General features: G+C 59.1%; 23 protein-coding genes and 2 pseudogenes. 19 read left to right on the top strand and 6 right to left on the bottom strand.

What is annotated here, in order from left to right; translation table 11 throughout:
• Positions 1-6: 6 nt before the first annotated feature.
• The 3 genes from AC0T4W_RS06695 to AC0T4W_RS06685 are packed head-to-tail and all read right to left on the bottom strand — an operon-like array spanning position 7 to position 4357.
• Positions 7-1302, bottom strand: a complete 1296-nt coding sequence (locus AC0T4W_RS06695; protein WP_476317731.1) for an MFS transporter — start codon at positions 1300-1302, stop codon at positions 7-9.
• Positions 1299-2339 (bottom strand): methyltransferase, encoded by a 1041-nt coding sequence (locus AC0T4W_RS06690; RefSeq protein ID WP_476317729.1) that lies wholly within the window; start codon positions 2337-2339, stop codon positions 1299-1301. The genes AC0T4W_RS06695 and AC0T4W_RS06690 overlap by 4 nt, the downstream gene beginning before the upstream one ends.
• Positions 2340-2365: 26 nt before the next feature.
• The gene (locus AC0T4W_RS06685) at positions 2366-4357 is read right to left on the bottom strand and encodes a TonB-dependent receptor (RefSeq protein ID WP_476317726.1); all 1992 of its coding nucleotides are present in this window, start codon (positions 4355-4357) and stop codon (positions 2366-2368) included.
• 160 nt (positions 4358-4517) lie between these two features.
• Here AC0T4W_RS06685 and AC0T4W_RS06680 point away from each other — a divergent pair, with 160 nt between their 5' ends.
• The 4 genes and pseudogenes from AC0T4W_RS06680 to trbB form a co-directional block, all read left to right on the top strand.
• Positions 4518-5483, top strand: coding sequence for a helix-turn-helix domain-containing protein (locus tag AC0T4W_RS06680; protein ID WP_476317723.1), 966 nt, complete (start codon positions 4518-4520; stop codon positions 5481-5483).
• A 186-nt stretch (positions 5484-5669) separates the two neighbouring features.
• The gene (locus AC0T4W_RS06675) at positions 5670-7661 is read left to right on the top strand and encodes a conjugal transfer protein TraG (protein WP_476317720.1); all 1992 of its coding nucleotides are present in this window, start codon (positions 5670-5672) and stop codon (positions 7659-7661) included.
• The gene (locus tag AC0T4W_RS06670) at positions 7658-8092 is read left to right on the top strand and encodes a ribbon-helix-helix domain-containing protein (RefSeq protein WP_476317717.1); all 435 of its coding nucleotides are present in this window, start codon (positions 7658-7660) and stop codon (positions 8090-8092) included. The genes AC0T4W_RS06675 and AC0T4W_RS06670 overlap by 4 nt, the downstream gene beginning before the upstream one ends.
• Before the next feature lie 56 nt (positions 8093-8148).
• A pseudogene (gene trbB, locus AC0T4W_RS06665) lies at positions 8149-8886 on the top strand (P-type conjugative transfer ATPase TrbB); the annotation flags it as partial.
• Between the two features lie 167 nt (positions 8887-9053).
• Here trbB and AC0T4W_RS06660 read toward each other — a convergent pair.
• Entirely contained in the window at positions 9054-10409 is a 1356-nt protein-coding gene (locus AC0T4W_RS06660; RefSeq protein ID WP_476317714.1) for an IS1182 family transposase, read from the bottom strand.
• Positions 10410-10453: 44 nt separating this feature from the next.
• Between AC0T4W_RS06660 and AC0T4W_RS06655 the strand changes: the two are divergent.
• The 13 genes and pseudogenes from AC0T4W_RS06655 to AC0T4W_RS06595 form a co-directional block, all read left to right on the top strand.
• A pseudogene (locus tag AC0T4W_RS06655) lies at positions 10454-10699 on the top strand (P-type conjugative transfer ATPase TrbB); the annotation flags it as partial.
• A complete protein-coding gene (locus AC0T4W_RS06650; protein WP_476317712.1) occupies positions 10696-11037 on the top strand; it encodes a TrbC/VirB2 family type IV secretion system protein in 342 nt (113 codons plus the stop codon). The pseudogene AC0T4W_RS06655 and the gene AC0T4W_RS06650, both read left to right, overlap by 4 nt.
• Complete coding sequence (locus AC0T4W_RS06645; RefSeq protein ID WP_476317709.1) at positions 11034-11306, top strand: VirB3 family type IV secretion system protein; 273 nt, start codon at positions 11034-11036, stop codon at positions 11304-11306. Before AC0T4W_RS06650 ends, AC0T4W_RS06645 begins: the two co-directional genes overlap by 4 nt.
• 10 nt (positions 11307-11316) lie before the next feature.
• Positions 11317-13746 carry a conjugal transfer protein TrbE gene (gene trbE / locus AC0T4W_RS06640; protein ID WP_476317706.1) on the top strand — a complete coding sequence of 810 codons (2430 nt, stop codon included), beginning with the start codon at positions 11317-11319 and terminating at the stop codon, positions 13744-13746.
• Positions 13743-14480: a P-type conjugative transfer protein TrbJ gene (gene trbJ / locus AC0T4W_RS06635; RefSeq protein WP_476317703.1), complete on the top strand. Its 738-nt coding sequence runs from the start codon at positions 13743-13745 to the stop codon at positions 14478-14480. Before trbE ends, trbJ begins: the two co-directional genes overlap by 4 nt.
• A gap of 9 nt (positions 14481-14489) precedes the next feature.
• Positions 14490-14681, top strand: coding sequence for a hypothetical protein (locus tag AC0T4W_RS06630; RefSeq protein ID WP_476317700.1), 192 nt, complete (start codon positions 14490-14492; stop codon positions 14679-14681).
• On the top strand, positions 14678-15847 hold the full coding sequence (gene trbL / locus AC0T4W_RS06625) for a P-type conjugative transfer protein TrbL (RefSeq protein ID WP_476317697.1): 1170 nt from the start codon (positions 14678-14680) through the stop codon (positions 15845-15847). The genes AC0T4W_RS06630 and trbL overlap by 4 nt, the downstream gene beginning before the upstream one ends.
• A gap of 12 nt (positions 15848-15859) precedes the next feature.
• A complete protein-coding gene (gene trbF, locus AC0T4W_RS06620; protein ID WP_476317694.1) occupies positions 15860-16561 on the top strand; it encodes a conjugal transfer protein TrbF in 702 nt (233 codons plus the stop codon).
• 2 nt (positions 16562-16563) lie between these two features.
• Complete coding sequence (trbG, locus tag AC0T4W_RS06615) at positions 16564-17550, top strand: P-type conjugative transfer protein TrbG (protein WP_476317691.1); 987 nt, start codon at positions 16564-16566, stop codon at positions 17548-17550.
• A gap of 2 nt (positions 17551-17552) precedes the next feature.
• On the top strand, positions 17553-18836 hold the full coding sequence (locus AC0T4W_RS06610) for a TraB/TrbI/VirB10 family type IV secretion system protein (RefSeq protein ID WP_476317688.1): 1284 nt from the start codon (positions 17553-17555) through the stop codon (positions 18834-18836).
• On the top strand, positions 18833-19051 hold the full coding sequence (locus tag AC0T4W_RS06605; protein ID WP_476317685.1) for a DUF2274 domain-containing protein: 219 nt from the start codon (positions 18833-18835) through the stop codon (positions 19049-19051). Before AC0T4W_RS06610 ends, AC0T4W_RS06605 begins: the two co-directional genes overlap by 4 nt.
• Positions 19052-19113: 62 nt before the next feature.
• Positions 19114-19836, top strand: a complete 723-nt coding sequence (locus AC0T4W_RS06600; protein ID WP_476317682.1) for a zeta toxin family protein — start codon at positions 19114-19116, stop codon at positions 19834-19836.
• Between the two features lie 520 nt (positions 19837-20356).
• A complete protein-coding gene (locus AC0T4W_RS06595; RefSeq protein ID WP_476317679.1) occupies positions 20357-20632 on the top strand; it encodes a pyocin activator PrtN family protein in 276 nt (91 codons plus the stop codon).
• Here the strand turns inward: AC0T4W_RS06595 and AC0T4W_RS06590 are convergent.
• Positions 20602-21783: a tyrosine-type recombinase/integrase gene (locus AC0T4W_RS06590; protein ID WP_476317676.1), complete on the bottom strand. Its 1182-nt coding sequence runs from the start codon at positions 21781-21783 to the stop codon at positions 20602-20604. The genes AC0T4W_RS06595 and AC0T4W_RS06590 overlap by 31 nt on opposite strands.
• A 109-nt stretch (positions 21784-21892) precedes the next feature.
• On the opposite strand from AC0T4W_RS06590, the gene dusA reads away from it, so the two are divergent.
• Together dusA and tal are read left to right on the top strand one after the other, a co-directional pair.
• Positions 21893-22903: a tRNA dihydrouridine(20/20a) synthase DusA gene (gene dusA, locus AC0T4W_RS06585; RefSeq protein ID WP_476317674.1), complete on the top strand. Its 1011-nt coding sequence runs from the start codon at positions 21893-21895 to the stop codon at positions 22901-22903.
• Positions 22904-22944: 41 nt separating this feature from the next.
• Complete coding sequence (gene tal / locus AC0T4W_RS06580) at positions 22945-23871, top strand: transaldolase (protein ID WP_476317672.1); 927 nt, start codon at positions 22945-22947, stop codon at positions 23869-23871.
• Positions 23872-23928: 57 nt separating this feature from the next.
• On the opposite strand, the gene rssC is transcribed toward tal, so the two are convergent.
• On the bottom strand, positions 23929-24411 hold the full coding sequence (gene rssC, locus AC0T4W_RS06575; RefSeq protein ID WP_275963607.1) for an anti-sigma factor antagonist RssC: 483 nt from the start codon (positions 24409-24411) through the stop codon (positions 23929-23931).
• Between the last annotated feature and the right edge of the window lie 8 nt (positions 24412-24419).

Below are 24419 nucleotides of genomic sequence, written 5' to 3'. Positions count from 1 at the left end.
TCGAATTTACGATTGAATGGCTCGCGAGCAAGGCTCAGCGCCCCTGGTCGGCGCAGGATGCACCTCCGTGCCTCCCACCCTGTAAAGACCCGCCGTGGCCAGCGCGAGCGAACGCCGGGCCGCCAGGGCCAGGGCACAGACCACGCACATCGCCAGGGACAGGCCCACGAGCATGCCCAGGTAGCCGCCATGGTCGAGCAGCACTCCGGCGGCAATCGGCACCAGCATTCGCGTGAGCACGAACAGGCTGGCTTGCAGGCCGTAGTCGGCGGCCTGCCGATGGACCCGGGAGAAGAACATCATCAGGGCGAAGACCAGGCTCGACACCGCGCCCATGGCCGTAGCCAACAGCAAGGCTGCGGCCACCAGCCACGCCATTGCGGCCTGCATTCCCACTGCCGTCATCAGTGCCAACAAAGCGAACAACGCCCAGAACATAAACATCGGCATCGCCCGCCCCGGCCCCAGGCGCTGCACCACACGCCCGCCGAGCAGGCTGGCCAGAGCCCCGACCGCGCCGCCGCCGACACCAGCAATCAGCGCCACCTGCTGTGCCGCCATGCCCTGATCGAGCAGCAAGGGTTTGAGGTACAGCCAAGCCGCACCGACGAAGGGAAAGCTGCTCAACAACACCCAGGTCCACAGCCTCGCACCGGGCTGGCGGAAGTAGCCCGCCCAATCGGCCAGAGCAGGCCCAGCCGGTGCGGCGCTGACGCCCTCGGCGCGGCCTTCGCGCAAGCAAGCCAATGGCAGCAGAGACAGCAGCAAACCGGCGGCCATCAACAGAAAGGGCAGCTGCCAGCCCCAGCGGCTCTGCACCAGCAGCATCACCCCGCCACCGACAATGGCACCGAGGAACAGCGCCGCCGCCCGAATGCTCCCGGCACGAATCTGCTGGGACTGCGGCAGCAGCTTGATCGCTAGGGCGTTCAGCGGGATGTCGGCCCAGGTCGCCAGCATCCCGGCGGCGAATGCCAGACCGAACAGGTACCCGCGATTGGCGGTGATCGACTGCTGGCCAACCAGCACCAGCAGCAGGGCCAGTAGCAGGCACAGCAGCATGACCCAGACCCGGTAGTGGCCATGAGCCGAGCGGTAGCGCTGTACCGGCAAGGCCAGCAGGAACTTGAATAGCGCCGGCAGCCCGGCCAGCTGGAACAGCCCGATATAAGTGCCTGACCAGCCGTGCTCACGCATCACCAGGGGCAAGCCGAGCAGCAGGTAAATACTCGGCACCACCAGCACGAAGTTCAGCCAGCCAAACAACAGCTGCAGAGGCCAGGCTTTGTCTTTAGCCGTCATAGCTCACCCCGACGCGCCACCAGCACCGAAACCGGGGCCACGGCGAAGGCCACTTCAGGATAACTGTCGATATCGACGAACCCCGCCTGCTCCAGAGCCTCTTGCAAGCCGCCGGCGTGGCTCACCTGGCGCCCGAGCATCTGCATCGACAGGTAGTAAGGCAGCACCCGCCGGGCCTGCACCGGGTCGGCTGGGATTTCGGCATGGGCACTGACCAGCACACCACCCGGGCGCAGCGCAGCATGAATCTTGGTCAGCGCGGCCGCCAGGTCCGGAACAAAATGCAGTACCGAAGAACACCAGATCAGGTCATAGCCCTCTCCGATCGGATCGCTGGCCAGATCGCCACCGCGCACCGCCAGGCGCTGCTCCAGGCCGGCGTGACGGATGTTGTCCGCAGCCACGCTCACGGTCTGCGCGAAGTCAAAGACCTCGCCAGTGAGCTGCGGATTGTCCCGGGCCAGGGCGATGGCCACCAACCCCGGGCCACCGCCTAGGTCGAGCAGTCGGCGGGCGGCGTGAAACTCCGGCACCTGGCTCATCAGGCGCAACGCCAGAGCAACGGTGACCGCCCGCTGCTCCTGGGCGATCTGCAAGCGCGCTGCTGTGGTCCAGTTATCGATGCTGGTCGCCACATTCGGTGCCTGAACGCTGGGCCGGCCGGCGCGCACCTGCTCACCCAGCTGGCTGCCAAACTGGCGCAAGCCACGCAGGCGAAAGTTCCAGGCATCACCGCAGTAGTCCGGCGCATCGGCGCGCAGATAATCAGCGGCTACCACCGAGTTGCGGTAGTGCGGCGGCTGGCGCTCGTCACGGCCCAGCAGCGCCATGCTCCACAGCAGCTCCAACCAGTGACCGGTGTTGACTGGGTCAAGTTGCAACTGGCGGGCAATCGACAGGGCGCTGGTCGGCACGTGTAGCAGGTTGAACAGCTTGCAATCCAGGGCGACACGCAGGGCATCGGCGTGAACCGCTGCCAGCGTCAAGTCCCAGTAAGGTTGCAGGGCGTGAGGGGTTGCCAGGTTGCTCGGGTTCATCGTGCGCCACTCATTATTTTCATCGTTCAGAGTTCGTAACTGATCCGCAGGCCGATTTCCCGCGGCGGGCTGTAGACCCGGGCGCTGCCATTGAGGTAGCCGACCGCGTCGTAGCGTTTGTCGGCGGCATTTTTCACGTAGGCGGAAATGCCGTAGTGGCTGAAGTCGTAGCCGGCATTCAGATCGATCAGGCCGTAGCCGCCACGGCTGTAATGGTTGGCCGAATCCAGGTAGGTCTTGCCGACGGCACTGACGCTGCCCTGGGCGTACCAACCTGCGGGGGCGTCATAGCGCAGGCCGAGGTGGCCGGTCAGGTCCGGTGCATAGGGGTTGCGATTGCCCTGATAGTCGCTACTGCCTTCAGTGAAGTGCTCGAAGCGGGTGCGATTCAGGCCCAGGGCGCTGACCAGCCGCCAGTTGTCGGCGAGCAGGTATTCGGCTTCCAGATCGAGGCCGGTGGAGCGCGCCGAAGCCGCGTTGGTGATGTACACCACACCCGGCTGGATAATCTGTTGCACCTGCATGTCGCCCACGTCCATCCAGTACAGCGCCGCTGAGTAGCGCAGACGCTTGCCGTCGAGCCAGCCCTTGGCCCCGACCTCGTAGGCCTTGACTCTTTCCGGCTCGTAGCCGGGGTAATTGGCGGCACTGGAGAAGGCGTTGAAACCACCGGCGCGAAAGCCCTCGGCGTAGCTGGCGTAGAGATAGGCATCGGACTGCCACTCATACTCCAGCGCGGCCTTGGGACTGAAGCGCTGCCAGGTGTCACTCTGTCGGCTGCCGATGGCCGGTTCGATATGCACCCGGTTCTGCTCGGCACGGGCACCGAGGGTCAGGGTCCAGCGCTCGGCCAAGGGCATCAGCCACTGACCGAACAGGGCCGTGGTATTACCGCCCAACTGGACGTCGGTCTGAACCAGGCGCACAGGCAGTTTCTGCCTGAACGACAGGTGGTGGTCATCACGGTCGGCGTAGGCACCCAACAACCACTGGTTATCGCGCCACTGTCCTTCCAGACGGAACTCCTGGGACAGGGTATTCATGTGGTAGTCGCGGCCCAGGTGGAACAGGCCCGCCGGCATAAAGTCCGTGTCCTGCTGTACCCGGTCGTAGAAGTCATTGCGCGCAGTGATCGAGCGCAGTCTCAGACCCGAGTCGAACTCATGCAGCACGTCCAAGGACAGGCTGCGACCGCTGGAATGGTTCCAACTCGACGTCCCGGAACGCACCTCCCGCCGCTTGGCATTTGCTGCTCCCCACAGCGATCCGCCATCGCGATAATCCTGACGGCCGTAACGCAGGTTGACCTCAGTGGCCAGGCCAGGGGTCCAGCGCAGCACCATCCGCGCACTCTGCCGCTCACGGTCATCGGCCTGGCCGCCTCGGTAGGCATTGTCGATATAGCCGTCCTGTTCCCGCCATTGTCCGGACACCCCGGCATACAGGGTATCGGCTATCAAGGCGGTACTGGCGTCGACGCCCAGGGTGCGTTGATCACGGCTGCCAGCGCCGGCTTCGATACGGGCATAAGCTGCGCTGCCAGGCTGGCGGGTATGGATGCTCAACACCCCGGCTTCGGCGTTGCGCCCATAGAGGGTCGACTGCGGACCACGCAAGATCTCAACGCGCTCAACACCCAGCAGGTTATGGTCAAAGCCCTGCCCCATCAGGGTAGGCACGCCGTCTACCAGCATCAGCATCGAGGATGAGAACGCCGTAGGGCTGGAAGTGAGCCCGCGAACCACCGGTACGTTGGTGCCGGACTGCCCAAAAGGCTGGAAGGTTAAGCCAGGGGTCAGGCGAGCTAGTTGTTGCAGGTCATCGATGGCTCCTTTTTGCAGGTCTTCAGCACTGAGCACCGATAGACTGGCCGGCACCGCCTCCTGCACCTGTTCGATCTTGTTCGCTGTGACCACCACGGGCGGCAGCTCTGTCTGCGCGCATAGCGTCGATGCTCCGCCCAACCAGCAGCCAATCAAGAGCACAGAGCCCCTTATGTCCAACACATGCTTGATCATTGCTTTCCTCATCAATGAATAGGCGCACTGCCTCGTTTTGCTGTGGCAGCTGCATTGGAAACATGCTATTCATAAATGCGAATGCTTATCATCTATATTCATATGGATTCTGTATCAATCCATATGCGAATCGGAGCTAAATCAAGGGAGGACAGCCAACGTGGCGGCACTGCAAAGGATTTCCCAGGCCTATCGAGTCGCGTCAACGCACTCGCGACTGGTCAGTAATAATGAAGGGGACTGGATACGCCAGCAGTTGCCGCAAGATCTAGGCGAATGCTATTCGGAGCGTATGTCTCTGGAAGATGATTTAGCCGTGGTGCGCTTGCGTTACCGCCCCACGCACAACCTGATCGAAGAGACCGCCAACCCGCATAACCGGCATATGCTGGTGATTACCTACGGAATGCAAGGCGACTCCGGTTATAAAGATGCAAATGGATCGGCTGTCCCATTTCGCGCGGGCTACACCACTATTACGTCTTTTCAGATGAGCCTCGGAGAGCGATGCTACGAAGCTGGGGCGACGGTGTCGCAACTACGCTTGCTTATCGGTGAGAGCATGCTTAAAAAATATATTGGCGAACAGCGCACACGCCAATTACTGGGCAATGGCAACGTCCGCCAGTTGGCATTCCAGAAAACCTCGGCAGCGTCCAACAGCCATGCCAACGCCCTAATCCACTACCTCAACCAAGGTGTAACCAGCACCCTGGACATGCACATCCATACCCTGAGCCTGCTCTCGGAACAGCTCAAACTGCTGGCACCCGCAGACAATGCCGATAATCTGCAATTCAGCGCGACAGACATCGAAAAACTCGACCGCGCCCGCGACATCATGATCGAGCAGATGGACCAGCCTCTGACCATTCCCTACCTGTGCGCAGCGGTTGGGCTCAATGAATTCAAACTCAAGGAAGGCCTGCATTACCGCTTCAACTCCACCCCACACCGCATGCTCCACGAGATTCGTATGCGCAAGGCCTATACGTTGCTCGAAAGCGGCTGTCAGGTGGCACAGGCGGCCTACAGCGTGGGCTACAAGTTTCCCAATAATTTCAGTGCGGCCTTCACCCGATTTTTTGGCAAGACGCCCAAATCGATATTTGGCAAACGACGCTGAATAATCAAATACGGACGCTGCGCCCCATAACGCTGCCCCCCCACTCATCTACTGAGTAAGTATTAATACCTGCTCGCTCTGAATTGCTTTCGATACGGTCTTTGACCCCCGCCCTGCCAGTACCGAATCTCTCGTCCGCGGCACATCTTCGTGCCGAGTGCTTCGTCATGGAGGCTGGGCTCAGGGATGCAAGCGACAACGGTGCTTTACGGCCAGGTGCTGGTAGTTTTGACCATTACCCTTTCCGGGATATGGAGTGGGACCCAATGGACAGCTTCCGCGCTCGGCTATCAGGCGCGCCTAGGAATGCCTTGGTTCGAGTTGTTGGGCACACCGATCTATCACCCATGGCGCCTGTTTGAGTGGTGGTTCGTCTTTGATGCCTACGCGCCTGAAATTTTCAACACTGGCGGTAGCATCGCGGCCTGCAGTAGTTTGCTTGCGCTGGCTGTGGCTATTGGCATGGCAATCTGGCGCGCTCGCCAGGCTCGGCAAGTCACCACCTACGGTTCAGCACGCTGGGCGGGTGTAGAAGAAGTACGCAAAGCAGGGATGACTCAATCCGCAGGGGTATTTCTCGGATTGCTCGAAGAGCACTACCTGCGCCACGAGGGCCCCGAACACGTACTGACCTTCGCCCCAACACGATCAGGTAAAGGCGTCGGCCTAGTGGTGCCCACCCTACTCTCCTGGCCGGCCTCGGCCGTCATCCACGATATCAAGGGTGAGAACTGGAGCCTGACTGCTGGATGGCGCTCACGGTTTTCCCACTGCCTACTCTTCAATCCGGTAGACCCGGCATCAGCAGCCTACAACCCATTGCTTGAAGTACGGCGTGGCACCCATGAAGTGCGTGACGTACAGAACATTGCCGACATCCTGGTCGATCCGGAAGGCGCCCTTGAACGGCGCAATCACTGGGAGAAAACCAGTCATGCGTTGCTGGTCGGCGCCATTCTGCATGTGCTGTATGCGGGGCAGGACAAAACTCTGTGCGGCGTGGCCAATTTCCTCTCTGATCCGGCCTGCACCTTCGAGTTTACCCTTCAGCGAATGATGAGCACTCCCCACCTGGGCGATGTACCCCATCCAGTTGTCGCTTCGGCCGCCAGAGAGGTGATGAACAAGAGCGATAACGAGCGCTCGGGGGTGTTGTCCACGGCGATGTCGTTCCTCGGTTTGTACCGAGATCCGACGGTAGCTGCGGTCACCTCGCGTTGCGACTGGCGCATCGCAGACCTCATATCTGCCAAGCATCCCGTGTCGTTGTACCTGGTAGTGCCGCCCTCCGATATAAGCCGCACCAAGCCGCTGATCCGCTTGCTTCTTAATCAGATCGGCAGGCGCCTTACCGAGTCGCTTGATGGTTCCGATGGTATCGAGCGCAAGCACCAACTCTTGCTCATGCTCGACGAGTTTCCGGCGCTAGGACGACTGGATTTCTTCGAAACCGCCCTCGCGTTCATGGCCGGCTATGGGCTGCGAGCATTCCTGATCGCTCAGTCGCTCAATCAAATTGACAAGGCCTATGGCCAGAACCACTCGATCCTCGACAACTGCCATGTGCGGGTGACCTTCGCCACCAACGATGAGCGAACGGCTAAGCGCATTTCCGAAACTCTCGGTACCGCTACAGAACTGCGCGCACAGCGCAACTACGCAGGCCATCGTCTAGCGCCCTGGCTCGGACACTTGATGGTGTCGCGCCAGGAAACTGCACGCCCCTTGCTGACGCCCGGCGAAGTCATGCAACTGCCCAGCGACGAGGCCGTCGTGATGGTCTCCGGCCTCGCTCCGATACGCGCGAAGAAGATCCGCTATTTCGCCGATGCCAACTTCAAACCCCGTGTATTGCCTGCGCCTGAGCTTAAGCCTGGCCGGTATGCCGACTCACCAGCAGCAAGGATGGATGACTGGAGCGGCATGTTTGTGAACTCAGCGATTGATGCGTCTCCGACCGACTTAGCCAACGACGAAAGCATCGAAGACGGCGGCCCTCGTCTTCAGCCCGAGTTGGCTGAGGTCGTCCATGGACCTGATTACGACGCCCCTACCAGCGACCTATTGCTCTTCGACGAGGACGACATCCCTGCCCTATTTCCAACCCAACCCGATCCACGCTTAAACCGCGTGGCGCGGCTTGCTGCCCTCGACCCTGATGACGGAATAGCCTTATGAGCCGAGCACGTCTAAACCTGTTCATCCAACCTGAACACGCCAAACGCCTAAACGAACTGGCAATCAAGAAAGGCGTATCCAAGTCTTCGATTATTGCGGCGGCGCTTGCTTCCTGGCTGTCGCCTGAATCCGGCGACCAGCGCGAAATCGCGACTGCCAAGCGCCTCGATCGATTGTCACGCCAGTTCGAGCGCCTAGAGCGCGACCAGAACATCCTGATTGAGACTGTGGCGCTCTATATCCGCTACTACCTCACGGTCAGCACGCCGGTGCCCGAGGCTCATCAAGACGCAGCCCGCGCCCAGGGCAAGCTGCGCTTCACCCAGTTCGTTGAACAGCTAGGCCGTCACCTGCAGCGCGGTCGCAGCCTGGTCAGAGAAGCGGCCGAGTATGTGCAGCCCGAACTCCCAGATACGGGAGAACTTCCATGAGCGCTGCCTCCTCCGTTGCTAGTGCTGCGGCAACCTCCTTGGACCGCCGAACACGCATGCTGCGTACGGCAATGGGGTCTCTGATTGCTGAAGCCCTAGATGATTCAGACGTCGTGGAGATCATGCTCAATCCTGACGGGGCACTCTGGATCGATCGCCTTACCGGCGGACGGTCACGCCTGGGCACACTATCAGCGGCTGACGGGGAGCGGATTATCCGTCTAGTCGCCGCGCATGTCGGCGCAGAAGTGCATCGAGGCAACCCCTTACTCAGCGCGGAACTACCCGAGTCTGGCGAGCGCTTCGAAGGCGTCCTTCCACCCGTAGCTGCCAAGCCAACATTTGCGCTGCGCAAACGCTCAGCCGGAGTCATCCCGCTTCAGCGCTATGTAACGGACGGAATCCTTACTGCTCCGCAGGCCGATTACTTACGCAGCGCAGTGCACAAACGGCAGAACATTCTCGTTGCCGGCGGTACCAGCAGCGGCAAGACCACACTGGCCAATGCGTTGCTGGCCGAGGTAGCTAGCACCGGCGACCGCGTGCTGCTGCTTGAGGACACCATCGAGTTGCAGTGCCCCGCCCCAGATCACGTCGCACTGCGTACAAAGCCCGGCGTGGTGTCCATGGCCGACCTAGTGCGCAGCACACTTCGCCTTCGCCCTGATCGTGTAGTGGTCGGCGAAGTTCGCGGTGGTGAAGCGTTGGATCTGGTCAAGGCATGGGGAACAGGCCATCCAGGTGGTATTGCCACGATCCACGCTGGTTCCGCGCAAGGGGCACTGCTGCGCCTAGGAGCCTGTCGGACTTAACCCGAAAAGGAATGACAGCGCGGGTTTAGGTCTTTGATTGCTCGGGGTCGTTCTTTCTAAGCATCCGAGTTGACTATCGCGAACCCAGGCGGTCCGTTCGTGCACCTGAGCAGCTGCCTGGACGCGGGTGGGCGTACTTTTCGGCCGCGTTACATCGCGCGTAGCACATGCAAACGCTTGATGTTCCAGGCCATGGTCACCAGGCTCCATTCGCCCTGGGCGTTGGCCAGGCCGCGCATGCTCATCTGCCGCCAGCCCATCACTCGCTTGATGATGCCAAACACCGGTTCGACCGTCTGTTTGCGTAGCCTGTACAGCGCTCGACCTTCTTGCGTGCTCAGTCGGTGAGCCATCTGTTCGACTGGGTTACTCGTCTGTGGTAGCGGCGAGTCGGTGGCAAAGCGCTCCAGTACCGGGGTGTGGTGCGACTCGCGTTTGAGCGCCAGAAGCGGTTCGACCTTGGCTTCGTGGCAGGCGCTCACGTTGGCCTGGCTGAAGAAGCCGCTGTCCGCAATCAGGCTTTTCACCTCGCCTAATTCGGCGGGCAAGGTGGCTATGCGCTGTAGCGTGGGAACCACTTCGCGCTTGTCGTTGCAGGCCTGGGTTACATGCTGTGTGACCACCAGCATCGTCTCGGTGTCGACCCCGGCTTGAGCGTTATAGCTCTGCTCGAAGCCGCCACCGGAGACGGGCATGATGCGTGACTCTTCATCGGTCAGATTGACTTGATCGCTGTCTTTGGGGCCCGCTGCGGGCGGTTCTGGATCCTTGCCGCGTGGTTTCTTTCCAGCCTTGCGCTGGGCCTCACGCTTGGCCGTCTTGGTCTCGAATTGCTGTTGCTCAATGGCGTGTCGCTCAGCTGCACGTTGCTCGATCTTCGCTTTGGCCTGGGCTATCGCGCTGAGCCGATCTTCGCGCCGGGCAATCTCCGCCGGCACATCCATGCCATCGGGTACGGCGGCGCAGTCGCTGTTCTCGGCCAGCGCCAGCAACTGCTGGACCTCCTGGCGTAACTGCGCCTCGATCTTGTTGGCGTGCGCCCAGGACAAGGCCTTGTGCTTACTGGCGTTGGCCTCGATCTTGGTGCCGTCGAGGGCGATATGACCGAGCTTGAGCAGCTTCATCTCGCGCGCCAGCATCAGCACCTGGACGAACAGCGATTCAACCTGCTGCCGGAAACGTCGACGGAACGTGGCCAAGGTGTCGTGATCGGGGTGGGTGTTGGCCGCCAGATAACGGAACGCTACCGAGTCATAGGTCGCGCGTTCGATCTTGCGGCTGGAGTGCACGCCATTGGCGTAGCCGTATATCAGCAGCCCCAGGAGTACGGCCGGATGGTGGGCAGCTGAACCCCGCCCCGCATACTGCCCAGTCAGCTCGCTCAAATCGAGTTGCTCGATGACCTCGACCACGAACCGCGCCAAGTGATCCGCCGGCAACCACTCGTTCACCGAAGGCGGTAGTAAATACGCAGTGTCTCGGTCAGCAAGGACAAAACGGCTCATCAGCGGGGCTCTCGATTGCAGGGCCTTGATTGTCGCGAATACTTTCAGCGCAAGGAAGAGTCAGAAAGTCCGACAGGCTCCTAGAGCAACTGATTCTCGAAGTTGCCCTTGCAGCACCTAGGGCGCTGATCGCAGAAGCGGTCAACCTAGTGGTGTTTATCTCAGGTCGCGGCCGTGCCCGGCATGTGCAGCAGATCGCTCGAGTCATCGGCCGCGACGAGCGTGGTTATCACCTCAGCGCCGTCGATGCTCTCAACTCCCTGACTTCAGCCTTAGGAAATAAGCCATGAACCTCCTCCCCGCTTCCGTGATTAATCGTCGGCGTATTGCCGAAGTATTTGTCCTTGGCGCCCTCTGCTTGGGCTTGTCTTTACCTGCTCTGGCAGCAGGTTCCGGGATGCCTTGGGAGGGGCCATTGCAATTAATTCTCGAATCTGTCCAAGGCCCTGTGGCCCGCATTATCGCGGTGATCATCATCATTACCACTGGCCTGACGCTGGCTTTCGGCGACACCAGTGGCGGTTTCCGCAAGCTCATCCAAATCGTCTTCGGCCTTTCTATTGCCTTCGCGGCCTCCTCGTTTTTCCTGAGTTTCTTCAGCTTTGCTGGCGGGGCGGTGGTCGCATGAACGGCGAGCGCGGATTCATTGCAGGCTTTGAAGTACCACTGCATCGGTCGCTCACCGAACCGATCTTGCTCGGCGGTGCTCCACGCAATGTGGCGATCCTCAACGGCACCCTGGCCGCAGTCGTTGGCCTGGGTTTACAGCTCTGGATTCCTGGTCTGGTGCTCTGGCTGGTCGGCCATTCATTGGCCGTCTGGGGTGCACGTCTAGACCCACAGTTCCTCCAGGTGTTCGCCCGACATATCAAGCAGCGCTCGCTGCTAGACGTGTGAGGAGGCCAACATGCTGAACCTTATCGAATATCAACGTCGACCGACCCAACTCGCCGACTGGCTGCCATGGGCAGGGTTAGTCGCTCCAGGCGTGGTACTGAACAAAGACGGCTCTTTCCAGCGCACGCTGTTCTTTCGTGGGCCAGATCTGGACAGCGCAACGCAAAGCGAACTTGTGTCCGCTTCGGCGCGCCTTAACAACGCCCTGCGCCGCCTAGGTTCAGGCTGGGCTTTGTTCATTGAGGCAGAGCGAACTCCGGCCGCAGATTACCCCGACAGTGAGTTCCCTGATGCGCTGTCCTGGCTGGTAGATGAAGAGAGACGCGGTGCCTTCGAGGCGCATGGCAGTCACTTCGAAAGCAGCTACCACCTGACGCTTCTCTTCCTGCCGCCGGAGGAAGTACGTTCACGCGCTGCCGGCCTGCTCTATGAGCACAGGGCGCAGCAGAGTGTCGACTGGCGCGAGCAACTGACCGCATTCATAGCTGAGAGCGATCGCATCCTCGACCTGTTGGACGGTGTAATGCCGGAACTCGGTTGGCTGGATGACCGACAGACGCTGACCTACTTGCACGCTACGGTCTCAACTCACCGTCAGCAAATTGCTTTACCCGAAGTGCCGTTTCATCTCGATGCGCTGTTGGCTGACAGCCCACTGACCACGGGGTTAGCACCGCGGCTTGGTGAACAACACCTACGTGTACTCTCAATACGCGGCTTTCCGACGTCGACCTGGCCAGGCGTGCTGGACGATCTGAACCACCTGGGCTTTGCATATCGCTGGTCGACGCGCTTTATCTGCCTGGAAAAGGACGAGGCTGAAAAGGAGTTAGTGCGTCTACGCCGGCAGTGGTTCTCCAAACGTAAGGGGGTTCTGGCACTGCTGCGTGAAGCGATCTTCCAGCAGGAAAGTCCGTTGATCGACAGCGATGCGGCGAACAAGGCCAGCGACGCCGATGCTGCACTCCAAGAACTGGGCAACGATCAGGTTGCCTTCGGTTACGTGACAGCCACCGTTACAGTATTTGACTGCGATTCCCAGGCTGTCGACGAAAAACTGCGTTTAGTGGAGCGGGTTATCCAGGGGCGAGGGTTTATCACCATTGCCGAAACCCTCAACGCAGTTGAAGCCTGGCTCTCATCCATACCTGGAAATGCCTACGCCAATGTTCGGCAACCGCTGATATCCACACTCAACCTGGCTCACATGATGCCGGTCTCAGCAGTCTGGGCGGGGCCGGTACGCAATGATCACTTGGGTGGTCCACCCCTGGTGATCACCCGCACGGAGGGTGCGACGCCATTTCGCTTGGTTACCCACGTCGGCGACGTTGGACACACCTTGGTAGCCGGCCCTACCGGGATGGGTAAGTCGGTGCTGCTGGCGACCCTTGCCCTGCAGTTCCGGCGCTACCCTGGCTCACGCCTGTTTCTATTTGATATGGGTCGTTCATTACGCGCCACTGTGTTGGGTATGGGCGGTGAACACTACGACTTAGGCGGAGATGGAGACCTTGCCTTCCAGCCCCTGGCGCGAATCGACCAGGCGAGTTATCGCTCCTGGGCGGCTGAATGGCTAGCAGCCCGCCTGCTGCAGGAAGGTGTAGAAGTTGGCCCTGAACAAAAAGCCGCACTGTGGACAGCGCTTGAAAGCCTGGCCGGTGCACCAGAGACGCAGCGCACGCTGACCGGTTTGTCCGTGCTACTGCAGGACAACACTTTGCGTCAGGCGCTGCAGCCCTATGTGTTGGGTGGTGCCCACGGGCAGTTGCTGGATGCCGACCAAGATCGCCTCGGCACAGCTGATGTGCAGTGCTTCGAGATGGAAGAGCTGATGCATAGCAAAACAGCAGTGGCCGCTGTACTGAGCTACCTGTTTGCCCGTTTCGAGGAACGTTTCGATGGTGCGCCTACCCTACTGATCCTCGATGAGGCTTGGTTGTTTCTCGACGACCCGCTGTTTGCTGCTCGTATTCGCCAATGGCTCAAGACACTGCGCAAGAAGAACGTGTCGGTGATCTTTGCCACTCAGTCACTGGCAGATATCAAAGGCTCGAGCATTGCCGCAGCAATCATCGAGAGCTGCGCCAGCCGCATTTTCCTGCCCAATCCACAGGCTTGTGAGCCGCAGGTCCGTGGGATCTATCAGGACTTCGGCCTCAACGATCGGCAGATCGAGATCATCGCCCAGGCCACGCCTAAGCGTGATTACTACTACCAGTCTCGCTTGGGGAATCGCCTATTCGACCTCGACTTGGGGCCAGTGGCGTTGGCATTCACGGCGTCAGCTAGCCCTGTTCAGCAACTAGCCATCGGCCAGGTCCAGCAAGCACATCGATCTGCGGACTTCGCACCCGCCTGGCTGCGCCATTGCGGCCTGGACTGGGCTGCCGATCTGATCACGTCCTATTCCCCAGCACGCAAGGAGTGCCAGCCATGAATTCCCTCATCCGCAGATCTGCGTTCACCACGCTGCTAACTCTTGGCCAGCTTTTGGCCCAGCCAGCAGGTGCCTTCACCGTCATTGACCCGACAAACCTGCTGCAAAACACCCTGACCGCTCTGCGCACCATGGAGATGGTCAGCAACCAAGCAAGCCAGTTGCAGAACGAAACTCAGATGCTGATGAACCAGTCCCGGCATTTGGCGACGTTGGACTACAACGTGATCAATCGACTGCGCGTGAACTTGGCCACCACCGAGCGGCTTCTGGCCCAAGCCCAGGGACTGGCATTTGAAGTGCAACGTCTTGATCAGGAATTCGCTCGTCTCTATCCAGCTCAGTACTCAAGCAGTGTCAGCACCCAGCGTATTGCGCAGGAAACGCGAGAGCGCTGGAAACAGGGTCTCGACGGTCTGCATACGGCGATGCGCGTGCAAGCACAAGTGACGCAGAACCTGGCCCAGGACGAGAGCGCGCTGGCTGACTTGGTGCAACAAAGTCAGTCTGCCGGCGGCGCACTTCAGGCGGCCCAGGCCACCAACCAACTGCTAGCACTGCAGGCCAAGCAGTCGATCCAGGCACAGCAACTTCAGATTACCCAGAACCGTGCCGTCTCTCTAGAACTTGCCCGCCAGGCCGCTGCGTCCGAGAAAGCCCGTGAATTGCGCAGACGCTTTATGGGCAGCGGAACACCTTACAGCGCCCACTCCGTGCAGTTTTATCGGCAGTGAGGTCGCGTTATGAAAACCCTCTCCGTTCTGCCCCTCCTGCTCATGCTGGCTGCCTGTGAACACAAAGCTGATACCGCGGACGTCGATCACCCTGAGCCTCTCAGCAGACGCTTTTACTCCGGATGCGCACAGCCTGGTGAATTCCTGAAGCTCGATGGTCTGCCAGCCATACCAGCAAGTTTCGACGAGGACGTGCAATGAATGACGTCAGCGTGATTGACCGATTCCTCGAGGTGTTCGGTCTATATATCGACTCAGGGTTTGGTCTGTTGGGCGGCGAGGTAGCCTTTCTCACACTGACACTAGTGGCCATCGACATGACCCTGGCTGGGCTGTTCTGGGCAATGGGTGGCGAAGACGTCAGCTCAAAGCTGATCCGTAAGGTTCTCTATATCGGCGCCTTCGCGTTCATCATCGGCAACTTCAACAGCCTGGCCAAGATTGTCTTTGATTCCTTCGCCGGGTTGGGTCTTTTGGCCTCGGGCTCCGCACTGAGCCATACCGAGTTTTTACAGCCAGGACGCCTGGCATCGCTCGGCATCGAGGCCAGCCGTCCCTTGCTTGATCAGATAAGCAGCCTCGGCGGCTTTCCCGAGGTGTTTAGTAATCTCGACAGCATTCTGGTGCTGTTCCTAGCCTGGCTGGTGGTAATCATCAGCTTCTTTTTCCTGTCGATTCAGCTGTTCGTCACGCTGATCGAATTCAAGCTGACCACCCTCGCCGGCTTTGTTCTGGTGCCCTTCGCCTTGTGGAACAAAACAGCCTTTCTCGCCGAGAAGGTGCTGGGTAACGTGGTGGCCTCCGGGATAAAAGTACTTGTACTGGCAGTGATCGTTGGTATCGGCACAGGTCTGTTCGCCGAGTTCCGGGCTGTGCCGGATGAGCCTTCTATCGATCACGCCCTGGTAGTGATGCTCGCTTCATTGGCCTTGCTTGGCCTGGGCATCTTCGGACCGGGGATTGCCACCGGCCTTGTATCAGGTGCACCGCAACTGGGTTCCGGCGCAGCAGCCGGTACCGCACTGGGCGCCGCAGGTATGGCTGCAGGTGCAGCAGCCGTGGCCACAGGCGTCGGCGGAGCGGTGTTGGCCGGCGCGCGGATGGCGCCTGGAGCGGCACGTTTAGCACTGGGTGGGGCCAAGCCTTTGGCCGCCGGCATAGCGCCAGCAGATGGGGCTTCGGCTGGCGCCCAGGCCACTGCTGCCAGCACAACTGCATCCGCAGCCCAACAACCCCAGTGGGCCAAACGCCTTCAGCGCAAACAACAACTCACCCACGCGGCAACCACAGTCGCGCACACGCTACGCGGTGGTGATGGCGGCGGCTCATCACCGGGGCCGCAGATCAGCGACTCATCAAATTCGTGAAGGAGAACGAAGGTGCGATTCAAACGCCCTCAGACGCGTTATAGCGAAACCCCACAGCCCGTCACACCGTACCAAGCAGCGCAGCAGGCCTGGGACCGACGCTTGGGCAGCAGTCTGACCCACGCACGCAACTGGCGACTGATGGCATTCGGTTGTCTCAGCCTCGCTCTGCTGATGGCCGGCGGACTTGTTTGGCGCATGGCAGTGTCGACGATCACACCCTACGTGGTGGAAGTCGACAATCTCGGTGAGGTGCGTGCCGTCGGCAAAGCGGAAAGTCCTTATAAACCTCAGGACGCACAAATTGCCCACCACCTGGCGCGGTTTATCGAGCAGGTGCGCTCCTTATCCATCGATCCAGTGGTGGTACGGCAGAACTGGCTAGTGGCCTATCACTCCACCACTGACCGAGGCGCCGCCACCCTCAACGACTATGCCCGCGCCAACGATCCCTTCGCACGGGTCGGTAAGGAGTCCGTGTCAGTTGAAGTCACCAGCGTGATACGCGCCAGCGATAACTCATTCCAGGTTCGCTGGATCGAGCATCGCTTTGTAAACGGCGCAGCCGCAGGAATGGAGCGCTGGACGGCAGTGCTCTCGCTTGTGCTGCAGCAACCGCGCACCGAGGAAAAACTGCGGCGCAACCCACTCGGCATTTACATCAACGGCCTGTCATGGAGCCGCGAATTGGACACTACGGAAGGAGCCAAGTAACCATGAAATTACCCCTGCACTTCTACATCTGCCCACTGCTGCTTGCAGTACTGGCTGGCTGCGCCAGTCAGAAGCCGCCCGTGATCGCTCTGGACGAGCCCGTTGAGGCACAGCGTTTACCTGAGCCACCAAAACCCATCGAGGTGGTGGAAATGCCCAAGCCATTGGCATTGCCGGCGCAGCTCAAACCACTTGCAACTGCATCCGCAGGCAAGCCAGGAAAGGAGCCGATTGATGAACGTGTGCGGATATCGCGTGCCAATCGAGACGCTCGAATCGCCCCCACGCGAGAAGGCTACATCAATGCGATTCAGGTCTGGCCGTACTCGGACGGCGCGCTGTACCAGGTCTACAGCAGCCCTGGTCGTGTAACCGCGATCAACTTACAGCCCGGCGAAGAGCTTATAACCGTGGCAGCAGGCGATACGGTTCGCTGGATTGTCGGAGACACCACCAGCGGTAGCGGTGAAGACCTGCGTATCAGCGTGCTGATCAAGCCAACCCGCGTCGATCTCAAAACTAACCTGGTGATCACCACCACACGACGTACTTACCTGATCGAACTAACGTCGACGGAGCAAGCGTGGATGGCTTCAGTGTCTTGGGACTACCCAAAAGATCGCATGCTCGCCCTGCAACGTCGAGCCAGTGCAGCACAAGTGGCGGCACCGGTGGATGCAGGCCTGACGCTTGAACAACTGCGCTTTCGCTATGCGATCACAGGTAGCAACCCGCCCTGGAAACCACTCCGTGCGTTTGATGACGGCCGCAAGGTGTACATCCAGTTTCCCGAAGGCATAGCCCAAGGCGAACTGCCGCCACTGTTTGTGATCGGCCCTGAGGGCGACGGCCAGCTTGTTAACTATCGCTTCCGCTCACCCTACTACATCGTCGACCGCTTATTCGGTGCCGCAGAACTGCGTTTGGGCGCTGACAAGGGGGATATCGTCAGGATCGAGCGTACGGATGGCCGTGTTCGGAGGCCCTGACCATGAGTGCTAATCAAGAGACCGGAGGCGCTGTGCAGTCGCCACTGCAGCCCAAGGAAGCACCCGAGTCACTGGAGCTGCGTGCGCAGCCGCGCCCGGTCACCCGCCTCAATCCTCGCATGCTGGCTGTACTCGCCGGGGGCCTGGCCAGTGCAGTGCTGGGTGCCATGCTGTGGTCACTGCAGCCGCAGCATCGCCGTCAAAGTACGGAGCCAAGCGAGCTTTACAACATTGATCGCATTGCACGTTCCGAGGGGCTGGAGCAGTTGCCCGCAGACTACTCGCAGTTACCCCAGCCCGCTGCACCTTCAGTACCGCATCTTGGACCACCACTGCCTGGTGATTTAGGTGGCCCTATTCTCAAGTCTGAGCAGCAGTATCAAGTCCATGGCTACAACCAATCAGGGGCTGATCCGGTCGAAGCTGAACGTCTCGCCAGGCTCAAAGAAGCGGAGGAAGCAGCGCAGTCGTCTGTGTTCTTCCAAACGGGCGGACAACGCATATCGAGCGCCACGACTGCTACTCCCAGTCTTGCTGCTCGTGAAAACCTCACGCCCTCAATGCCAGTCTCGGGCCCGCCTTCAGACGTTTCCGCCATGCCGAACCGGCAAGAGCAGAAAGAGGCGTTTCTCAGTAAATCCGGAAACTCACAAATCCGTAATTCAGGACTTGTGCAACTTCCAGACTCGCCTTACCAGGTGATGGCCGGGACCATCATCGCGGCGGCACTGGTCACAGGCATCAAGTCTGATCTACCTGGAGATGTGATCGCCACGGTAACCGAACCGGTCTACGACAGCGCTACCGGCCAGCATGTGCTCATCCCCCAAGGCTCACGTTTACTTGGCCGCTATAACAGTCAGGTGAGCTTCGGGCAGAGTCGAGTGCAGATGGTTTGGCAGCGGGTGATCCTGCCTAACACGTCCTCATTTCAACTCGACAACCTGGTCGGTGCAGATGCCGCCGGCTATGCCGGTCTGGAGGATGGCGTCGACTGGCATTGGGATCGGATTGTTGCGGGTGCGGCAATGACCAGCCTGCTGGGCATCGGTGCCGAATTGGCGGCCCCCTCCAATCGTGCTGACGGCGACCGAATCATCATCGCGGGGCGCGACAGCCTGCAGGACACCGTCAATCAAATCGGTCAGGAAGTGACCCGGCGCAATCTGGATATCCAGCCCACGCTTACTGAGCGTCCTGGCCTGCCACTGCGCGTGATCGTCAACCGCGATTTAGTACTGCGCCCTTACCCGCCCATGCTCATCCAACAAAGGAATACGCAATGAGTACAACCAAACTGCGCCTCGGCCCCTTGCCTAAAACCGAGAACCTGAAGCTGACCTTCAACTGCCCGGCCAACCTGAAGGCCGAACTCGAACGCTACGCGAAACTGCACTCGCAAACACACGGCGAAGAGGTCGATGCCCTGACACTCATACCGCACATGCTTGAGACGTTTATGGCTAGAGATCGAGGTTTCAGGAGGGCGCCCAAGACCTGAGGACATGACGCATCCACGCTGTTAGGCTTAACCACAAGATGCAAGGCCATTACGACGGTTCGATGACTCAAGACGAAGTTGATATAGAGCAAAGGGCAATTGCCTTTGCAAAAGCGAACAGAACGCGAATTGCCAGAGAATTAGCGGATGTGAGAGCTTTTCCTGGTGAGGATACGCCTGTCTCTGTTTTCATGGCGGGCTCCCCCGGCGCGGGAAAGACAGAGGTATCCAAAGCACTAATCGCAGGATTCGAAGATATCGGAGCAAAAGCGCTGCGAATTGACCCAGACGATTTGCGGAAATGCTTCCCTGAGTACACCGGCAATAACTCCAGGTTGTTTCAACGCGCCGTGAATAGCATTGTCGAGCGCCTGCATGATCTTGTGCTTGAACAACGCCAATCATTTCTACTGGATGGAACACTCTCCAACGAACAAGTAGCTCGACGAAACGTTGAGCGCTCCTTGCGACGCAACAGGGACATCACAATCGTATATGTCTATCAAGACCCCTTGCTTGCCTGGGAATTTGTGAAGGCTCGAGAACTGACTGAAGGGAGGAACATCCCAAAGGCCGAGTTCATCAGACAGCTTTTTGCAGCAAAGGAGGTTGTTAAGGCACTGAAACAGAGCTTTCGCTTGCAACTCAAGGTTGACCTTATCATCAAAGACACTGACGGTAGTAACCAGGCAGTCGAACTGAATGTCGGTTCCGACGAAATTGACGCTCTCGTCACCTTTGGGTACTCTGCCATAGAGTTTGATCAAATTTTAACCGAGGCCTAATCCATGAAAAGAGTTCATGCGGGCAGTCCAAGCCCCCTGTCGAGCTTTTTCAGAAGCAACTCTGATGCTGCAAAGCGCGCTGCTTATGGCGCTGCATCTGCGCGAGCCATCGACAGCCAGCGCAAGGTACTCGAAGAAGCGAAAAGCATTAGAGAAAAGCAGGAAACAGCCTAGAGCGCATGCGCCACAAAAAGCCGCCACTTTCAGGCGGCTTTATTGTGAGGGGACGGAAATGGTGGATCTGAATCGTGCCACAGACGCTACAGAGATCAGTTGCGTTCCAACCGCCGGATGACGCCCGGGAAATCGTCCCCCTACCTGCTCCTTGATGTCTCGTCTGATATGTCCGGCACTCGGCACCGACGTCGCTAGCAGCCTACCGAACCAGAAACGACACACCAGCAAAGCCACCAATACCTTTACAGCTTCACTCCCACTCTCATCTACGACATAACTGGTTTTCCGGTAAACATCGTGCTGATAGGTTGAATTCACTGGAATAGTGATATGGCATGGAGCGATGAAAACACTGTTACTTCTGATGACCCAGTACGATGGGCAAGCCGTGATTCCTATCGAATGGGTATGCAGAGACTTTCTGGGCCTCTCGGTAGACAAATTCAAACGCAAACGCCTGATGGGAGAAATAGATCTCCCGGTCATACGACTGGGCGCGAACTCACAGAAGGCTAACCTCGGCATACATCTAGAGGATCTCGCAGCCTACATCGATAAGCAGCGAGCGGCTGCAATCAGGGAGCAAGATCAGTTGATGGATCGACGACGCCTCGCCTGAAGCTTACTCCCTCGATCGCCTGCGGATTCAGGCGCTACACGTGCCCCGAGTACGACAGGGACTCCCATGATTATTTCCAACCAAGGCCAATCTTTGTAGGGGTCTCCTCGCCCGTTCAAATGCGTATAGCGACGCATGGAGTTCCAGTCTCGATGCCCTGACACGCTAGCGACTCTCGGTATATCCCAATCCATCTCGAAGAGCCGGCTCACGCCATCATGGCGAAGATCGTGAAAGTGCAAATCCTTGATAGCCAAAAACATGCAAGCACGAGTGAAGGCTGCAGAAATTGAGTCCGAGCTGTACGGGAAAATCTCTAAGCAAGACTGAGGCATGCTGTGAATAATCTGCCAAGCCTCATCCGGCAGATGACACCAGACATCATTGCCAATCTTCTGACCGGGATTTTTCATATCCCGAACAAGTACCGCCCGCCTCCGCTCATCCAGATCCTCCCAGCGTATCCGGGTGATCTCGTCCTGCCTGCGCGTCGAAAAAATTGCAAAAGCCATGACCTTAGGCATATGTATCGCGGTAGGCCTACGCACTAGAATCTCAAAAAAATGGGCAAGCAACTTGTCGAGCTCATCCACACTTGGCCGCCGATCACGTTCTCGACTCCTTCCCCCCATACCCAGCTTACGCAATACCTTGCGCGTATCAGTCATAGCGGTCGCGTCGATCTCATATCCCCAAGCGGGCTTAGCGACAGACAAGACCGCACCAAGATGTGCGAGATCATTTCCAACCGTCTGGGCCTGAACGCCGCCGCCCTCCTGGCTCATTCGCCATCGTGCGTACTCGACTAGTTTCTGGCTCGTTAGATCGGCATCAGCGACTTGGCCTAGCCAGGTCTCGCTGATCGCCTTCAAGGTGGTTCGCTTGGTTTTCCCGAGAGGACGGATTAGCTCGTACTCTTCCAAATAACGTCCGATGATTTTCTTGAGCGGCACATCCTCTCGCGAAGCCTTCTCGAGAGCACCGGGCAACGCAAGATCAGCCTCCCTCCTAATCATCCAGGCGCGGGCGACCGGCTTACGGTCGAAAGACTGGCTTTCTTGGTAAACTATGACTCCCTTACGGCGCAGTCGAATCTGCACCGTGTACTTGGTCTGCCCGCTTTTGTTCACGCGCCGAGTGATCGTTCCCATGTAGCTCACCACCAGTGCTAAAAATGCATTTACCAGTGCTTAATTTTAGCATTACATGCGCAGAAACGGGCAAAAATTAGCCTTTATGGCCTTAAATCGATCTGAGCCAATGCATCCAAAATCAGCATCAAACCCAGCAACCACGGCATCTACGCTGTCTCGCCGCTTCTCCGTAGCGCCGATGATGGATTGGACGGACCGCCACTGCCGCTTCTTCCTACGCCAATTATCGCAGCACGCTCTGCTCTACACCGAGATGGTCACCACGGGGGCGATCCTGCATGGTGACGCGGCGCGCTTTCTACGCCACAGCGCGGCCGAGTACCCGCTGGCCCTGCAGCTGGGGGGCAGCGTGCCGGCGGATCTGGCGGCCTGCGCCAAGTTGGCACAAGAGGCGGGTTATAACGAGGTCAACTTGAATGTCGGCTGCCCCAGTGATCGGGTGCAGAACAACATGATCGGCGCCTGCCTGATGGGTCACCCGCAGTTGGTGGCAGATTGCGTAAAGGCCATGCAGGATGCTGTCGAGATTCCGGTAACGGTCAAGCACCGTATCGGCATCAACGGCCGCGACAGCTATGCCGAACTGTGTGATTTTGTCGGCACAGTGCGCGATGCAGGCTGCCGTAGCTTTACCGTGCATGCGCGTATCGCCATTCTCGAAGGGCTATCGCCCAAGGAAAATCGCGAGGTGCCACCACTGCGTTACGACGTGGCCGCCCAGCTCAAGCAGGACTTTCCGGAATTGGAGATCATCCTCAACGGTGGCATTAAGACCTTGGAGGATTGCCAGCAGCACTTGCACACCTTTGATGGCGTGATGCTCGGCCGCGAGGCGTACCACAACCCTTACCTGCTGGCCCAAGTAGACCAACAACTGTTCGGGTCTGGCCGCGCGGTGATGAGCCGTTTCGAGGCCATGCTGAGCATGCGCGACTACATCGCCGCGCACCTCGACGAAGGCGGCAGCATGCACCACATCACCCGGCATATGCTCGGCCTGGGCCAGGGCTTCAATGGCGCGCGGCGCTTTCGCCAGCTGCTCTCGGTGGACATTCACAAGACCAGCGAGCCGTTAACGCTGTTCGATCAAGCTGCGCAATTGCTGCAAGGTCGCTGACTCGGGTAAGGTCGGTGCATCTGCAACGATAAGGCTGTGTCATGACCTCCAAGCTGGATCAACTCAAGCAGTTCACCACTGTGGTCGCCGATACCGGCGATCTCGACGCCATCGCCCGCCTGAAGCCGGTCGACGCCACCACCAACCCTTCCCTGCTGCTTAAAGCCGCAGCAATGCCTGGTTACAGCGAACTGCTGAAAAGCGCAGTCACAGCCAGCAATAGCGATCTGGGCCTGGCCTGCGACCATTTTGGCGTCGCGGTGGGGAGCGAGATTCTCAAGATCATCCCCGGGCGGATTTCCACCGAAGTGGATGCACGCCTGTCCTTCGATACTCAGGCCACCCTGCGCCGCGCTGAACGCCTGATTGGCCTGTATGAAGAAGCCGGTATTGGCCGCGAGCGGGTACTGATCAAGATCGCCTCGACCTGGGAAGGCATCCGCGCCGCCGAGCAACTGGAGAAGGCCGGCGTCCAGTGCAACCTGACCCTGTTGTTCTCTTTCGCTCAAGCCCAGGCCTGTGCCGATGCCGGTGTGTTTCTGATTTCGCCATTCGTGGGGCGCATCTACGACTGGTACAAGAAGGTTGAAGGCCGTGACTTTGTCGGCGCCGAAGACCCCGGCGTACAGTCAGTCACGCGCATCTACAACTACTACAAAGCCAACGCGTACCAGACCGTGGTGATGGGCGCGAGCTTCCGCAATATCGGCCAGATCGAACAACTGGCTGGCTGTGATCGCCTGACCATCAGCCCCGAACTGCTGCAGCAACTGGCGGATGATCAACAGCCGCTGGCGCGCCTGCTAAGCCCCGGCAAGGCTGCCGAAGCCAAGCAGAGCCTGAGCGAAAGCCAATTCCGCTGGGCCATGAATGAAGACGCCATGGGCACCGAAAAGCTCGCCGAAGGCATTCGCCTGTTTGCCCGCGATCAGGAAAAGCTGGAAAAACTGCTGACCGCCCACGCCTGAATGGCCTGAATACAAACGGGGCGCTCATTGAGCGCCCCGTTTTTTTAGCGTGCCAGATCAATGATGCTCGAGGGCGTTGACCAGATCGTGGAAGGCTTCGCGGTTGGACTCATTCAAGCCCATCAAAATGCGATGTGCCTCGAGCACCTTGGCGCGCACCAGTTCTTCCGACTGGTCCTGCGACGGCAGATCATCCAGACAATCCGGGCATGGCACTGGCGTGTCGACGATATTGAAGACCTGATCAAAACCCATCGACTGCAGCAAGCGCGTGATATCGGCGTGGGTGGTCACCACGGTCGGCAACAGGCCGATCTTTTGCCGCGACAGAATCGACAGCTTGGCCAACAGCCCAAGGGTCGTACTATCGATACTGCGGGTCTCGGTAAGATCAATCACGATGGCTGAGAAATTCAGCGCGGTGAAGATTTTCTCGATGGTCGAATCAAGGGCCGAACACAGCGTCAGGCGCACTTCACCGACAAACTTCAAGATGAAGGTGCCATCTTGCTCGGCAAACTGGATTCTACCGGGGCTTATCCCAGGGT

The organism is Pseudomonas sp. C7.1, assembly GCF_056312395.1.
The sequence above is the reverse complement of the archived record's forward strand: the minus strand, read 5'-3'. Positions and strand labels throughout refer to the sequence as shown.